Source organism: Gracilimonas sp. (assembly GCF_040218225.1).
Taxonomy (GTDB): domain Bacteria; phylum Bacteroidota; class Rhodothermia; order Balneolales; family Balneolaceae; genus Gracilimonas.
This window is the reverse complement of the sequence record NZ_JAVJQO010000004.1, coordinates 601392-617920: the sequence shown is the minus strand read 5'-3', so window position 1 is coordinate 617920 and position 16529 is coordinate 601392. Positions and strand designations below refer to the sequence as shown.

Annotated in this window: 12 protein-coding genes; 5 read left to right on the top strand and 7 right to left on the bottom strand. The window is 42.5% G+C overall.

The features are described 5' to 3' along the window. Nucleotides 1-61 precede the first annotated feature (61 nt). The gene (gene ppk1, locus RIB15_RS06810; RefSeq protein ID WP_350201399.1) at nt 62-2308 is read left to right on the top strand and encodes a polyphosphate kinase 1; all 2247 of its coding nucleotides are present in this window, start codon (nt 62-64) and stop codon (nt 2306-2308) included. 8 nt (nt 2309-2316) lie between these two features. Here ppk1 and RIB15_RS06805 read toward each other — a convergent pair whose 3' ends face one another. Together RIB15_RS06805 and RIB15_RS06800 are read right to left on the bottom strand one after the other, a co-directional pair. Continuing rightward, entirely contained in the window at nt 2317-3138 is an 822-nt protein-coding gene (locus RIB15_RS06805; RefSeq protein ID WP_350201398.1) for a tetratricopeptide repeat protein, read from the bottom strand. 74 nt (nt 3139-3212) lie between these two features. Further along, nucleotides 3213-3758 carry an RNA polymerase sigma factor gene (locus RIB15_RS06800; RefSeq protein WP_350201397.1) on the bottom strand — a complete coding sequence of 182 codons (546 nt, stop codon included), beginning with the start codon at nt 3756-3758 and terminating at the stop codon, nt 3213-3215. 97 nt (nt 3759-3855) lie between these two features. Here RIB15_RS06800 and RIB15_RS06795 point away from each other — a divergent pair, with 97 nt between their 5' ends. Together RIB15_RS06795 and RIB15_RS06790 are read left to right on the top strand one after the other, a co-directional pair. Further along, nucleotides 3856-4599 carry a segregation and condensation protein A gene (locus RIB15_RS06795; RefSeq protein ID WP_350201396.1) on the top strand — a complete coding sequence of 248 codons (744 nt, stop codon included), beginning with the start codon at nt 3856-3858 and terminating at the stop codon, nt 4597-4599. Nucleotides 4600-4612: 13 nt separating this feature from the next. After that, nucleotides 4613-6244, top strand: coding sequence for a M28 family peptidase (locus RIB15_RS06790; protein WP_350201395.1), 1632 nt, complete (start codon nt 4613-4615; stop codon nt 6242-6244). A 154-nt stretch (nt 6245-6398) separates the two neighbouring features. On the opposite strand, the gene RIB15_RS06785 is transcribed toward RIB15_RS06790, so the two are convergent. The 3 genes from RIB15_RS06785 to RIB15_RS06775 form a co-directional block, all read right to left on the bottom strand. Beyond that, the gene (locus RIB15_RS06785; RefSeq protein ID WP_350201394.1) at nt 6399-9323 is read right to left on the bottom strand and encodes a CHAT domain-containing protein; all 2925 of its coding nucleotides are present in this window, start codon (nt 9321-9323) and stop codon (nt 6399-6401) included. 237 nt (nt 9324-9560) lie between these two features. Beyond that, entirely contained in the window at nt 9561-10514 is a 954-nt protein-coding gene (gene ftsY / locus RIB15_RS06780) for a signal recognition particle-docking protein FtsY (RefSeq protein WP_350201393.1), read from the bottom strand. 12 nt (nt 10515-10526) lie between these two features. Next, a complete protein-coding gene (locus RIB15_RS06775; protein WP_350201392.1) occupies nt 10527-11120 on the bottom strand; it encodes a CDP-alcohol phosphatidyltransferase family protein in 594 nt (197 codons plus the stop codon). Nucleotides 11121-11184: 64 nt separating this feature from the next. On the opposite strand from RIB15_RS06775, the gene RIB15_RS06770 reads away from it, so the two are divergent. Next, nucleotides 11185-11754, top strand: a complete 570-nt coding sequence (locus RIB15_RS06770; protein WP_350201391.1) for an NUDIX domain-containing protein — start codon at nt 11185-11187, stop codon at nt 11752-11754. Here the strand turns inward: RIB15_RS06770 and RIB15_RS06765 are convergent, their stop codons facing one another. Together RIB15_RS06765 and RIB15_RS06760 are read right to left on the bottom strand one after the other, a co-directional pair. Then, nucleotides 11755-12042, bottom strand: coding sequence for a hypothetical protein (locus RIB15_RS06765; RefSeq protein ID WP_350201390.1), 288 nt, complete (start codon nt 12040-12042; stop codon nt 11755-11757). Continuing rightward, nucleotides 12035-12448, bottom strand: coding sequence for a helix-turn-helix domain-containing protein (locus RIB15_RS06760; RefSeq protein WP_350201389.1), 414 nt, complete (start codon nt 12446-12448; stop codon nt 12035-12037). Before RIB15_RS06760 ends, RIB15_RS06765 begins: the two co-directional genes overlap by 8 nt. Before the next feature lie 277 nt (nt 12449-12725). Here RIB15_RS06760 and RIB15_RS06755 point away from each other — a divergent pair, with 277 nt between their 5' ends. Next, the gene (locus RIB15_RS06755) at nt 12726-16463 is read left to right on the top strand and encodes a BamA/TamA family outer membrane protein (RefSeq protein ID WP_350201388.1); all 3738 of its coding nucleotides are present in this window, start codon (nt 12726-12728) and stop codon (nt 16461-16463) included. Nucleotides 16464-16529 lie beyond the last annotated feature (66 nt).

The following is a 16529-nucleotide window of genomic DNA, read 5'->3' as shown; positions in this document are numbered from 1 at the left end:
GTTTACAGAATTATACTTAGTTTTAATGCGAAATGCGCATGCTAATTAATGAATGCTTTCTATGAAAAAGACCTCGTTATCGCCCGATGAAGTAAACTTTGACCCATCGGTGAAAGAAAAATCGAAGATTGCCAAGAAAAGAGCCAATCCCAAAAAGAATGAAATCCTCAAACAAAAGGGTATGCATAAAGACTTGAGATCCAGCAATCTGAAAATCTTTGGGAGTGATTATTTTTTCAACTACGAAATGAGTTGGCTGAAATTCAATGAGCGTGTGTTGGCTGAAGCTCAGAATGAGAAAAACAAAGTTCTTGAGCGTGTTAAGTTTTTGTCGATCGTTTGTTCAAACCTGGATGAGTTTTTCCAGAAGCGTGTAGGCGGGTTGAAGCGTCAGCTTCTTGCGGGGGTTAAAGAACTTTCTGTTGATGGAATGACTCCATCTGATCAGCTCAAATCCGTACGGCATGAAGTGCACAATATGATTGAAGCCTACCGAGGCTGCTTCTTCGAAGATTTGGTACCCAAGCTTTCTGATAAGGGCATTCACATAAAGTCTTATAACGATCTTACAGATTATCAAAAAAGTGTGAGTGACCGTTATTTCCAGAAGCAGGTTTATCCAATTGTAACCCCTCTCGCGGTTGATGAATCTCATCCCTTCCCTTTTATCTCTAACAAAAGCCTTTCTTTTGCTATTGAATTGGTCAATCCCAGAACGAAAGAAAAATCTTTTGCACGGCTTAAGATTCCGGCAAACCGAAACCGTTTTGTACAGGTTCACAGAAAAGGAAACAAGGTAATTCTTGTCCCTATTGAAGATATAATCCGGGAGAAAATGGATCACTTTTTTCCGGGCATGAAAGTGCTTTCCGCTCATATGTTCCGGGTCACCCGAAACGCCTCCGTAGATCGAAATGAAGAAGAGGCAGAAGATCTGCTGGAAACAATTGAAGATGAACTGCGGGAACGAAAGTTTGCTGAAATTGTGAGATTAGAGATTGACGCTGAAATGCCTAAACATCTCAAGAAATATCTCATCAAAAACCTGAACATCAACTGGCAGGATGTATATGAGATGAAAGGCACCATCGGATTGGCAGACTCCATGGAAATTGCCAAACTCAGCGGATTTAATCGACTTAAAGAGCGCGTTTGGAACCCGGTTTTGCACCCTTCACTCAAGCATAATCCGGAAGAGGAAATACCCAGTATTTTTGAAGTCATTAAGAAAGGCGACTTCATGGTTCATCATCCATACCACAGTTTTGAGCTTTCGACTCAGCGGTTTGTTGAGGAGGCTGCCCGGGACCCCAAAGTGCTTGCAATCAAACAGACTTTATACCGTACTTCCAAAGACTCCCCATTAATGCATTCTCTTATGAATGCTGCTGAAGAAGGCAAACAGGTGGTTGTTCTGGTTGAGATTAAAGCGCGTTTTGACGAAGAGCGAAATATTAACTGGGCGCAGAAGCTGGAAAACTTTGGTGTTCACGTGGCCTATGGAATTCCAGGCCTTAAAATTCACACCAAGCTTACCATGGTAGTCCGTGAAGAAAGCGATGGACTTAAAACCTATTGTCACATTGGAACCGGAAATTACCATCCTGATACAGCTCAACTTTATGAGGATCTGGCTCTTTTCACCTGTGATGAAAAGATTACTTCAGACGTAACCGACATTTTCAATTTGCTTACCGGATATGCTCCTGACCAAACTTTTGAGAAATTATTGGTGGCGCCGAACCATATGCGCAAGCAGATGAATGTGCTGATTGAAAAAGAAGTCAAGGAAGCTCAAAAAGGAAATCCAGCCCGCATCATAGCAAAAATGAACAGCCTGGAAGATCCCTTGATTATCCAAAAGTTGTATGAAGCCTCTCAGGTTGGGGTTAAAATTGACCTGATTGTTCGTGGTGTTTGCCGGCTTATTCCTGGCAAAAAAGATCTAAGTGAAAACATCACCGTACATTCTATTATTGGTCGCTATCTTGAACATTCCCGCATCTATTACTTTCATCATGGCGGTGAGCACAAATACTTCATTGGGTCGGCTGACTGGATGCACCGCAATCTTGATGCACGGGTTGAGGCCATCACACCTATAGAAAAGACTGAGCTAAAAAAATACCTTCAGTTTGTCATCAATATCTATTTCAATGACAATAAACAGCGGTGGCTTTTACTTGAAGACGGTACCTACCAGCGAGCTCAGAAGGAAAAAGGAGACTCAAAGCTGAGTGCTCATGACTTTTTAATGAATCATATGAAAGAAGGCTCAGAGCCAATACCCAAGGTACACCGTGACTAATAAAGATTTTATTCTAACTGCTGAGCATCAAATCCTTCGTAGTCTGAACTTCCCAGATCATCACTTAGTTTTTTCAACAAACGGAAAGCGGGATTTCGAAATACTCCTTCCAACTGATAAGCCTCAAATACAGCTTTTTGCGCTTCTTCGAGTTCGCCCACGTTAACGAGAGCATTTCCAAGATACCAGTAGGCTTTTTCTAAAATCATGCGGCTATCCTGAACACGTTCTGTGGCCTCCCTGAATGACTCTATAGCCGCCTCATAATCAGATTCGTTATAGAGAATTATCCCCTTATTCAAAAATGCTTTCGATCCATAAGGCTCTTCATCAAACCTGTTGATTACTTCATCAAACAATTCTATGGCACGATCTTCATTTCCGGACACTATAGCTTCAAAACCTAAATTCAGTAAAGAGTCGGCCGTCGTAATCCTCATATCCTTGGCACGAACTCCGTCTGATGTTTCAACCTGATCAGGGCCAATACGCTGCACCACAAACTGATCCATCTGTGTGGGTGTTTCTATTCTGAATATCTGTACCAGGGCGATAAATGCCAGAACAGCAGCTGCTGCTGCATGCCAAGTCCAGGATGGAAGCCTGTTGATCGTTGCCTTGCCTGAGCTACCTTTTGAATTAAGGGCTTCTCTTTCAATCAGTTCTTTTACATTTACTTCAATTTCAAGAACATTCAGCAGTTCAGGGTTCTTGGCGAACTCATTCCACAGAGCCTGAATCTCTTCCTCCGAAAGCCGGCCCTTTAAATAGGCATCTATTTGTTGTCTGATTTCTAGTTCTCTCGAGTTTTCCATACTAAAGCTTTTCATTTATTACAGAATGTATTCTATAAATACATTCTGATCTCATATAGTTAGAGCGATGAAAAGACAATTCCTTACAGTTAAAGTTTAATTTTTTTTTCGAAGCACTCTTTCAGTGCATTTATAACCCGATGTTTCTTTGTCCAGGCATTGCTTACAGAAATATTAAAGTGATCTGCGACAACCGAAGTTTCAAAGTCTGGGTTCTGGAACCAATATTCGATGTATTTTCTGTAATCAGCCTTTAACGCCTCCATACAGCGTTTTAATATGTTCATTTTCTCATTATCAAGCAGTCGATTTAGCTGATCAGCCTTATCAGAATGGTGCTCCGGGAGCTCCTCATAGTTGATCTCACGGTCTTTGGAAAGCTGTTTAAAATATTCGTGTTTTGCAGTGGTAAACAGGTAGTTTATTACGGCATCCGGGTTGGTTATCTTGTCCTCTCTGATTTTTTCTACCGCAATCAGGAGTGTATTTTGTGCGCAATCCTGGGCGTTATGGATTGAAGCATCCAGCCTGACCGTTAAGAATTTGATAAGCACAGGAGTGATAACATTCACCTGCTCAGTGATTGTTGCTTCATCACGATCCAATACGGCATCTACAAATTTTGAATAATCCATGCCCTTAATTTTGCCTAAATTAAATGAAATCTAAAATAACATTCGCCAAAGAAAAGAAAATAAAGAAATTTAGTTTCTAACACTGTAGTTTTAAGCTATGTATCGCGTACAGCTAAATAATTTTGAAGGCCCGCTTGACCTGCTTCTCTTCTTTATAAAAAAAGACGAGCTGGATATTTATAACATCCCCATTTCTTACATCACCAAACAATTTCTGGATTACATCCATATGCTCGAAGAACTGGATTTGGATGTAGCCAGTGAGTTTATTTTGATGGCCAGTATGTTAATGTCGATCAAAGCCAAAATGATGCTCCCACGGGAAGATGCTGATGATGAGGAGATGGATGAATCAGATCCCCGTTATGAGCTTGTGCAGCGACTTCTGGAATACAAACGGTATAAGGAAATGTCGGAAAAAATGGCCGATATGGACGAAGAAGTCCGAAAGCAATACATGCGGGGTTATCCTGAAGCAGATGATGTAGAACAGCAAGCTACCGGTGAAGCCCTGCAGGATGTGACTATGTTTGACCTGATTGCCGCCTTCAAAAAAGTACTGCAGGATATTGAACGCAAAAACATTGTACACCATGTAGAAAAAGTAAGTACAACTGTTGAAGAGCAGGCAGAATTTGTACTTAATCGCTTGCAGGAACACGGCCGGCAAACCTTTATGGAAGTCTGCTCATCCCTGAAAAACAAAATTTATGTGGTCGTTACTTTTCTTGCTGTTTTAGAGATGATTAAAGAGCAACAAATCAACTTGTTTCTCGAAGAAGACCCAACCAAATTTTACATAGACCTTAAGCCGGTGGATGAAATCATTGGCGCTAACTAACCTAAATACTTCAATGACCAATAAAGCACTTCTCTTTTTACTAGCCCTCACTTTTTCTGCTTGCAGCATCTTCAAAACAGGGCCTGAAACTCCTCCTCCAACCATCTATTCGTTTTCTAATGAAATTACCAAGGACAGGCTCTATAGCGACTTAGCTGTGCTAGCACATGACTCCCTCCAGGGACGAGAAACCGGAACCATTGGCGAGGAAAAAGCTGCACGATATTTGTCCAAACGATATGCTGAAATCGGCTTAAAACCTGTTGGTGATGATAATTCTTATTTCCAGCATTACGAACTTACCCAACCCGCCGTTGATCAAATCACCTATCGACTAACAAAGGGTGACGAAGTTGTTGACAACTCTATTCATAACACTCAGCAAATAGGGAATTTTGTTACCCTTTTTGCCGGAAGTGATAGCGTAAATGGCCCCATTGTTTTTGCTGGAGCCGGAATGTTCAACGAAGCTGAAGGCATCAATCATTACCCGGAAGACCTTTCAGGAAAGTGGCTTTTTGTACTATATAATCAGTCCAGTACCAATATGCAGTATTTGCAAAGAGCATTAACTTCTGGCGGCGCTATTGGTACTATTCTGGTTGTTGGAACTGACACTACAGACTACATTCAGGAATCCAAAACCCGCCAAAACTATTTTGGGCGCGGACAGGGATTAAACCTCAAATATTTACAGGAAGATGACGGAAGCACATCACCAGCATTTAATCGAGTCCACCCAGAATTAGGCGCTCAGATGCTGGGATTAAAAAGCCTGGAAGCTTTAGCTGAAACCCAAAGCAAAATTTTAGCAGAGCCTGCATCCTTCCAGGCAAAATTATTAGATGGACAAACCCTGCATCATCATCCAGTTGTTAATCAGAATACGGTTCACACCAAAAACGTAGTGGCCTTACTGGAAGGCAGCGACCCAGAGCTTAAAGATGAAATTGTGGTTCTAAGTGCACATTATGATCATGTTGGAGTTGGCCAGCCAGACTCAACCGGCGACAACATTTACAATGGTGCCGATGACGATGGAAGTGGAACCGTAGCAACCCTGCATACTGCGCAAGCCATGGCTGAAGCAAAAGCTGCCGGTGTTGGACCAAAAAGGAGTGTCTTATTTTTAAGTGTTTCAGGAGAGGAAAAGGGACTTCTGGGTTCTCGTTATTATTCAGACCACCCCATTTTTTCCATTGATAATACGGTAGCTAATATTAACATCGACATGATTGGTCGCGTAGATCCTGAACATCAGGGTGCAGACAGCAGCTATGTTTATATCATTGGTGGAAAAATTATTTCCTCTCAGATGGACAGCCTTACTAAAATGGCCAATGTAATGGGACCAAACTTAGTTCTCAGCGATCGATATAACGACCTTGAAGATCCAAACCAGTTTTACCGAAGAAGTGACCACTGGAACTTTGGGCGACTTGGTGTGCCTTTTGTGTTTTTCTTTAATGGAACGCACGAAGATTATCACCGCCCGCAGGATCACATCGAAAAAATAACCTTTGAGCCTTATCTGAAGAGAACCCATTTAGTGTATAACCTAACAGCATTATTAGCCAATTCCCCTGAACGCCCTCAAGTAGATAATCAGGAGTTCATCGAAAAGACACAGGTTGATCCTCGGTAGAACAAAGAACATCCAACGCCAAACTTTGATCTCTTCTGCCCCGACGCAGAGCGATCGGAGCAAGGTAAGAGAACTTCTAACTTGAGCCCTCTTTGTTCAGAGTTAGATATCGGGTTTTAAAAAACGCTCCGACGCAGAGCGTGCGGAGCGTTTTTTATTTACCTATCAGAATGAACGGAGCCCAGTACACCGGGTGGTTATAATAAGGGTGATCGATCATCGCCAGCTTGGCATCACGAATAGCTTTGGCTTTATAATCAATCATGGGGTGCTCATACATTCCAAACCAGTTCAGGGTTTGGTTCCACATTCCATAATCTTCCCGCTGATGAGACAGCATGCTGCGGTAAAAGTTAGACATAAACACCGACGTACTTCGGTCAAAAACTGACCAAAGACTTACCATCACCGAAGAAGCACCTGCTGAGAGAAAAGAACGCTGTAAACCAATCAAACCTTCTCCGGTTACCTGCTTCCCCATACCTGTGTTGCAGGCGCTAAGAGTGACCAGGTCGGCATTCAATTTCAGGTTTGAAATTTCTCGGCTGTTCAAGTGCCCATCTTCCCCAAAAAGGGATTCGACATCTGTTTTCTTCGAAAGTATAAGACCGCTTCGGAATGGGTTGCTTTCATCAACATTGGCATGTGTGGCGAAATGAAGAAAACGATACGAGCTTAAATCATGAGACTTCAGCGTAGCCTCGGTCACATCATCGTTCTTTAGAATTTTGACTTTGCTGAAATTCACGGAAATAGAATCCACTTCCAGTAAAGTAGAAGGAAGAGAGGCAAAAGAAGCCTGTGAACGGGCTGGATAAGCACTACTTTGTTCGCTTTCAAAACCGGACCCCGCCAAAGCCAATAAATCAAACTCCGAATCTCTATGAGGAGCTTGTATAAAAGAATAAATGGATGCAGAAGGCAAATATTTAACATGAAAGTCCTCAATCAAAAAGCGGGAGTTCCTGCTTAAGGCTTCAAAGGGCAGAAAGCTCAAAGGTCCATCGGGAATAACCACCAGATTAGAAATTCTAGTGCCACCCATTTCTTCAATTGAAGGAATCAAAAAATCATACAAGTTAGATCCTTGTTCAAAGATAACACCCTTTTCTTTTTCACCCGTTATGGATTCGCGGAATCCCCTGACGGTCTCGGTGAAAAAGGTTCGGGCATTCAATGATTGTACCGAGTCTGTATATGTGGCTGAAATATCATCATGCGTGGTCACAATTCTGATCATCCCTGAACTTGTAAAGGCATATTCTATAACAGCCGTTTCTTCATTCAACCAGTCTTGCACTTCGTTGAGTGTAACTGGCTTTGGGTAATCAAAGCTTTTTAACTCCCGGCTATTTTCATGAAGTTCATTCAGAAAGGATTGGTATTCAAATTCAAGGTCCTTGAGCTCTCTCCTGATCGACGTTGCTTCCTGTTTAGAATCAGCCTGTTCAAGTTGGGTATAAAGCCGGTCTATTTGCTTGGCTTTCTGTTGTTTTCTGATGAGTGTTGCTTCATCCAGCGTTTCGTATACTTTTTCACGGGCTTCAGCTAACTCATCCATTAATACCCGTGCTTTTGCTGCCTCAACCAGTTCAAAAGCCTTCACCGGGTTATTTTTCTGGGTGATATACCAGGATGCCACTTCATTATAAAACCCGGCGTAATCACGGAAAAACCCAGCTCTGAAAGTTAGGCCTGATACATTGGTGCGAATAGAATCAATAAGAGTGAATGATTCACTGGCTAAAACAAAGGCACTGTCTGACCCGACCCTGCTATAGGCTCTTGCCAGGTTCATAGCCGGCTTTATTTTTGAAACGATTCCCTGATTAGAATATAAATTGTATACCCGGCGGTATTCCCCCAAGCTCTCTCTGAGTTTGCCCTCTGCATTATAGATTTCCCCAAGCACATTATGCGCCTGATATGCCAAGGGCATATAACTTTCTTCAAAGGTGTTTTTTGCCTCTGCTACATATTTTCTGGCATCCTCAAACTCCTCTTGGTCTAATTTCAGCTCCGCAATATCCAGATAAAGGCCCGCTAATTCCTGAGGAGCATCCGCCTTTTTCATCCAGGTCAATGCTTCGCTGTAAAAGTTTTCGGCGTTGCTAAAATCATCGTTTTGAACTGCAACTTCAGCAAGTCGTTTCAGATTATTGGCAATAGAAACCGGGCGCTCGGTTTGATAATTGGTTTCGAGTGCTTCGTTATAATAAGACAAGGCATTGTCGTAATCTCCGGAACGCTCATACAACATCCCAATATTAATGAGCGTCTGCGTAATATCGTATGGGTTTTCCAGCATACGAGATAGTTCCAGCGATTTGCCATAATAAATAATAGCACTATCGGGTCTGCCCAGGTCATTGTGGCTAGCTGCCATATTGTGATAGGCTACATCCAGGAGGTTGGGGTTTCCAATATCTTCTCTCAGCGACATGCTCTGCCGTATATATTGGTTCGCCTGTGCATAAAGCCCTAAATCCCTGAGCGTCAAAAACATTCCATTCAAGACAAAGGAAAGGCGATAGTCTTCCCCGAGTGATTCATAAATTTCTTTAGCTTTTTTCTGATTGGAAAAGGCGCGTTCATAATCTCCAGAGTATAAATAAGGGTATGAAATATTATTGGTTAATTGCCCAATAAGTACGGAGTCTCCGGTAGTCGCGGCAAATTCTATACTTTTCCTGTAATAGTGAGTTGATTTTTCATATTGCTCTAACTCCCGGTACACCCTTCCCAGGTTTTTATATAGATTGGCTTTTAATGAAGCTTCCGCATTTTGGGGCTCATTAGTATGTACAAAAAGAAATAACTCTTCTCCTTTCCGTACTTCTCCCTGATTCAATAAAGCGTCTCCCTGCCTTAAAATTGCACCTGCCCACTCCACTGAATCACCCATCGCCAGATAGCTTTCCGCCGCCTCTTTAAATATGTCCGCTGCCTGTCCGTACTCCCCCTGACGGTATAAATCATGTGCCAGATTATACAACGAATCAGAAGACACATTTTGCGCCTTTAAACCGGAAAGAAAGCCTGCAAAAATCAATAAAGCAGTCGTACAAAACGTCTTCATGAACATCCTCTGTTATTGCAATTAATGGCAATATATTGTTTTTTTTCGATGAACAAGAACAAATTGAAAAGAATGAAAGATACGTTGAAGCTTAACATTACATATAAAGCTCCGGATGGAGATGACAAAACAGATAATGACGATGATGATGACGGAGGGAAAACAGGAGGCACCCCAATTGGTGGGTAAAAAAATTAACTCTACTTCAGCCCGGGGTTCCAAGCCTTCCGGGCTTTTTTATTCTCCAAATAAAGCATTCACAAAATCGGCCCGGTCAAATACCTGAAGATCTTCAATTTTCTCTCCCAGCCCGATGTATTTTACAGGAACACTTAGTTCATGCGATACTCCGATCACGATCCCCCCTTTAGCAGTTCCATCTAATTTTGTGAGTGCCAAACCGGTTATATCCACAGTTTCAGTGAAAGCCTTAGCCTGCTGCATAGCATTTTGTCCGGTGGAGGCGTCCAGAACTAAAATCACTTCGTGAGGAGCTCCATCCACCACTTTCCCCATCACGCGCTTAATTTTAGCCAACTCTTCCATCAGAGCTTTTTTGTTGTGAAGCCGACCCGCTGTGTCAATCAAAGCTATATCACTGCCGCGGGCTTTTGCAGCTGCAACCGTATCATAGGCAACCGACGCCGGATCCGCGTTCTGCCCCTGTTGAATGATAGGAACATCCGCTCGTTCACTCCATATTTTAAGCTGATTTACCGCTGCAGCCCGAAAGGTATCGGCCGCTCCTAATATCACTTTCTTTCCTGCTTTTTTATAGAGATGAGCAAGTTTCCCAATCGTTGTGGTTTTACCTACTCCATTTACCCCAACTACTAAGATGACGTGTGGATTGATTGGAAATTCAGCCTCGAATTCGGCGGGTTTGTCGGGCGCGTTATCTTCCAGCAGGTTTACAATCTCTTCCCGAAGCATAACCTGTAGCTCATCTTTAGTCACATACTTGTCTTTGGCAACGCGAGCTTCAATCCGTTTTATAATTTCGATAGTAGTATTAACGCCCACATCGGAAGTAATCAGGATTTCCTCAAGATCATCCAGAATAGCATCGTCAACCCTGTCTTTGCCAACAAAAGCTTTTCCAATTTTATTGAGTAAACCATCACGGCTTTTCTCGACACCTTTATCAAGCGTCTCTTTTTTCTTTAGTCCTAATTTTTCAAGAAATCCCATATAAATAATAAACTAGTTGAATTCTGCTCCGCTCATAATAAGACGGTAGCGATTAAAGTAATCAATCCAGGAAATAACCATTAATGTTACTGAGCAGGCCATTAAGAACATATGCGTGCTTCCTGCTTCGGGAAAAAAGAATACGGCAATCCAGTAAAGAGCTAATACATTTACAGAAATTTTGCCCGACATAATAGCCATAGCTACTTTATCATATTTCTTCTTTATATAGTACGATCCCAGCATAATCATACTGTCGCGAATCATGGCAAATATCAGGAACCAAAGAGGAATCCAGCCAATCCAAACGGTATATACAAACAAAACAAGCGCACATAATTTATCAGCTACGGGGTCTATCATCTTGCCCAGCTCTGAAATAGTATCCGTTTTGCGCGCTATAAACCCATCCAGGTAATCAGAGATCACTCCATATAGAATCAATACAATAATAGCGGTATTTACCTGAAAATCATTCAGGTAGTGCAAATATACTACAGGGAAGGCCACCAGTATTCTGGAAAAAGAGATTGTATTAGACCAGGTGAAAACCTGTCCGGTTACTTCTACTTTCTTACCGTCTATATTTCTTATTGCTGCAGCCAAACCTTGTTTTTATTTGCGATATTACCTGTCCAAATTTACAGTCATTAAGTCTCTAAAACCACCCATGAACGAGCATAAATTACTGGTCGAAAAAACCCGGACTTCAAAGGAAATTTTTAACGGGAAGTTATTACATGTTTTTTATGATGAAGCTGAATTACCCGATGGCTCAACTTCCTCCAGGGAATGGATTAAACACCCCGGCGCCTGTGCTGTGGTTCCGGTTTTTGAAAACGGCGATCTGATGATGATCCGACAGTTCCGCTATCCCATGAAACAGGTTTTTTGGGAAGTCCCTGCCGGTAAAATTGATGCCGGAGAAACTCAAGACAATACTGCCCTTCGTGAACTTCAGGAAGAAGCTGGTGTTGCAACGAATGATTTCGCTTATGTCGGACATTTTTACCCGGGCATCGGTTATTCCGATGAAATCATTCACATTTACGTTGCATGGAACCTGAAATCTGTTCCTCAAAAAGTTGATGATGATGAATTTGTGACCCGTGAGCGCATCCCTTTCAAAGAAGCTGTAAACATGGTTCACTCTGGCGAGATTAATGACGGAAAAACTGTTATTTGCCTGCTCCGTGCATGGGAGTGGTGGCAGCAAAATGCGCCATTCAGGATTGATTAACTATTTAATAATCCCCTCTTCCTTCGCCAACTCGTACATGCTTTCATGCAGGTTTTCGTTATCCAATTCTCCACGCATGCAAAGCTCGGTTACTTCGACTCCATTAAGCATTAAGACACATCCCATATCCGTTAGCACCTGATCAAATTTGCGCGGATCTGTTTTACTTAGTTTATCCACGTCAATACCTTCCGGGCTTACTTTCTTGTTTACTAAAATATAGAATTGATCATCAGGACCGTCTCCAAATGAAAATTCTTCTAATCCGGTTTCTTTCAGTTTAAGCATGGCGTTCTAAAAATTCTCTGGCTTTAATAATTTCGGTGATTTCATCGGTTTCCTTATCCACAATCCGAACCTGAAATAAGCTGATAATCGCCTGTTCCTTCAGGGTGGATATAACTTCGTCAATAGTTTCACATTCTTCGGTTTCACTCACAAGATCGTTAATCCCCTGCACAATATATCGGTACTGCTTTTTACTTTTCTTTTTGGTTGATTGTGGTGATGATTCCTGAGGTTCGTCAAAATACTCGCGAATGGCTTCTTCGGTCACGTACCAACTCACTCCCAATTTACGACCGCGAATCCGGCCCTCTCTGAGGTACGTCCGTAACGTCATCTTTGAGATTCCAAGCTGCTCATGCAGATCATCCACCGAATACAGCGTTAAATCTCCTACAGTCTTAGGCATTTCACTTCTTAATTATCAATTTTTGATTACTGTTTATATACTATAAACTACAAATAATTTATTATTACTTACTATTAGTTATTGGAAAGAAATTAGATTTGGTCGAGGCACCGGTTCCGCCGTATATTGGAAGCAGTTATTCAAAAAACAAGCCCGGCAGGTAAACACTGAGCGGGATTTTTTATGCCTTTCTCTTTCCTTATTTACCCTTCCAAAACGAATAATCTACTTTTCATTCCATGTTTTTTGTTAGTTCATGGTTCCCTAATTTATCTTGATGATAAATAAGTTTTACGCGCTCTTACTACTACTCATTCTATCCTCTTGTTCTACCAGCCAAACGTATATCAATCAGGAAGATGGTAACCCCCTGTCTCTTGCTCCTCCCGACAACAAAGATTTAATCTATCGTGTCTTTTTGATTGGGGATGTTGGAGCACCCTCTTTAGATACACAAGAACCCGTTTTAAAACTGTTTCAAAGTCAACTGGAAAATGCAGGGAGTCGGAGTGCCGCTATTTTCTTAGGCGATAACATCTATATGAATGGGCTGCCTGACTCCACCCATTCGCGCCGTATGTTTTATGAACAACGGTTAATTGAGCAACTCAAAACAGTTGAGCATTTTGAAGGCCGAATAGTTTTTCTGCCCGGAAACCACGACTGGGATGATGGTGGCCCGGATGGATTGGAAGCTGTAAATCGACAAGAGCAATTTGTGGAAACCTATCTGAACCGCGGAAACACGTTCTTACCTGATAACGGATTTCCTGGCCCAATCTCCGTTAAGCTTCTGGATGATAACGATGACCCAAGGCTGCGCGAAGACATCCGGCTTATTGTTTTAGATACACAGTGGTGGCTTCATAAATACGATAAACCTTACGGTGATACCGGGGAGTACGAACTTTTTGATGCCGGTGATATTCTTATTGAACTGGATGATATTCTAAAAAAACAGCGAAAAGACTATCTGCTGGTAGCTGCTCATCACCCATTAAGGACCAATGGCAACCATGGAGGTTATCTTCCCCCGTCAACGCATCTGAAACCACCCGTTTTTGGAAGCTTATATACGCTTTATCGCAGGGCTTTTGGGTTTCCGCAGGATGTGCATCATCACCAATATGCTAAGATGGTGGGTGCTCTGGAAGAGTTATTCCATGCTTATGAACTTGAAGATTTGATTTATGCCTCCGGCCATGCCCATAGCCTTCAGTATCACCGGGAAGAGGGTACACGCATCAATCACCACTACCTGATAAGCGGCTCCGGAACCAAGGAAAATTATGTGGCATCAGGGAGAGGGGCCGAATTTATCCACTCCGGAAATGGCTTTATGACGGTTCAATATTATGCTGATGGTTCTGTTTGGATGGAAGCATGGGTGCCCGAAGGTGACGGATCAACCGGTAAAATGCTGTATCGAAATCAGCTTAAACCTCCATTTGAAGAAGCCTTTCCTGACCAGGAATCTACAGAAGACATCCCGGATATTGACTACACCGACAGTACTAAAGTGGTTGCAGCCAATCCTGAGTATGATGGGAAAGGTGGCCTTTTCGAATTTTTTATTGGGTCCCATAATCGAAAATACTGGTCAATAGAAAATGAGTTTCCAGTTTTTGATGTAACTGAAGTGGAAGGCGGGTTGACTCCCGTTCGAACCGGAGGAAAAGGACAATCTACAACTATTCACCTGGAGCGTGAAGATGGTCGGGATTTCGTTCTTCGTTCCGTTGACAAAGAGGCTGGCCGAATCTGGGATGAAAACCTTAAGAAAACCATTGCCAGAGATCTTGCTCAGGATCAGTTTTCCATTATCAACCCCTTCTCTGCCCTTATTATTCCAACACTCGCTGATGCTATTGGCACCTATCACACCAACCCAAAAATCTATTACGTGCCAAAAGACCCTAAACTCGGCGTTTATGCAGAGGAAATAGGCGGACAACTTGCCCTTTTTGAAGAGCGCCCGAATGGCGACATGAGTGATGTTGCCAGTGTTGGTTTCACCGAAGAAGTACTCAGCAGTACAGAACTCATCAGAGAGCTGGATAATGATATAGACCACAGGGTAGATCAGCACACATTCGCCAAAAATCGCCTTTTTGATATGTTGCTTGCAGATTGGGATCGCCATGAAGACCAATGGCGATGGGCTTCTTTTGAACCTGAGGATGAAAAGGGTAAAATCTACAAACCCATCCCCCGAGATCGGGACATCGCCCTGATGAACATGACCGGAGTCATTCCTTCGCTGGCAAAAGTGCTGGGACCTTTCGCTCAGTATCAAAACTTCTCGGAAGACTATGGGTACCTGAAAGGCCTGAATAATAACTCCCTCGCCATGACGCGCCGGTTCACAAATCAGCTCACCAAACAGGAATGGCTGAATATTGCGGAAGACATCAAAAACTCTTTAACGGATGAAGTGATAGAGCAAGCCGTTCGAAACTATCCCGACCGGGTTTTTGAAAAATATGGAGAAGAAACGATCCGGACATTCAAAATTCGCAGAAACCAAATTGTTGCAGTGGCTGAAGAATACTATGACCTGATCTCTGGTGTAGTTTCCATTCAGGGAAGTAACAAGCGGGAACTCTTTGAAGTGCAGGTGATCAGTGAAGATGAGATCATCGTCAAAGTGTTCAAACTTTCAGGCAAAGGGGACCTGAGAGAACAATATTTTAAGCGAGCTTTTTTCAAGGATGAGACCCATGAATTGCGACTGTACGGAATGGGAGATGACGATATTTTCAAGCTGAATGGTGACACGAAGAACAACACAAAAATTCGGATTATCGGAGGCTCCGGGAAAGACGTGTACTCCGATTCAACCAATCGAAAAGGACTCACCCGGCAAGTTGAAATCTATGATACAAAGAATGGCAACTCCATAAACACCGGAGCGAATACGGATGTTAACCTGTCTGACAAAGCTGAAAACATTCATTACAATTACAGCAAAGACTTCCGCTGGAATACCGTTCGGGCCAAGCTCTTTTTTGAATACAATAATGATGATGGGCTTTTTCTTGGGGGCGGGCCACAAATCGTTCAAAATGGATTCAGAAAGCAACCCGCCTCTGTTCATTATCCCCGAGCCAATTACGCCCCCCTTACCGGAGCTTCAAATGTACGGTATAATGGCACTTGGTATAATCTAATTCAAAAGTGGGATGCAAAGCTGGATGGAGAGTTTCTGCTCCCAAAGAGTTATAAAAACTTTTTCGGCTTTGGAAATGAAACTACACTAGAGGGCCGATCTCTTAATTATTACCGGGCTCGCTTGTATCAGTTTGCTCTTGAGCCGGGCCTGAGTTTGAAGAAGAATATTCTGGAATTCTACGCTGGCATCCATTTTCGTGGGACGAATGTGGAAAAAGACCCCAACAACATTGTAACCGATCCTGTTAACGGAATTCCAAACGGTGAACTGGATGAACAGTACTTTACCGGACTCGCTAGTTCGTTGCGGTTTGTTGATTTAGATAATGGACTCAATCCCCGGCAAGGGTACCGGCTTAGTTTCATTGGTGATTATAACCTTGGCATTATTAGTACAGGAGAAACTTTTACCCGACTGGAATCTGAACTTGAATTATATTTCTCTCCCCGACTCAATCCTCAAATTACACTGGCCAACAGAGTTGGTTCAGCCCACAATATTGGAGACTTCCCTTTTTATGAAGCCAATACACTTGGAGGTACTACAAACCTGAGGGGATTTAACGGAAGACGTTTCTCTGGTCGAACCAGCTTCTTCAACAACACTGAACTCCGGCTTGAATTATTTGACTTCTATAATTACCTGTTAGGCGGAAAAGTTGGAATAAGCAGCTTTTTTGATGTTGGGCGTGTTTGGTTTGATGGAGAAGGCTCATCGGTTTGGCATTCCGGTTATGGAGGCGGACTATGGTTCAATATCTTTGAATCTTTTTTAATCAATTCGAGTATTGGTGTCTCGAAAGAAGGAACCTTGTTCTCAGTTAAAGCCGGATTTTTATTCTAGCACTCATATACTTTCGGGCTCTTTTATTGATTATATTTGATCAGGTCGAACCTTCCTAAATCACCA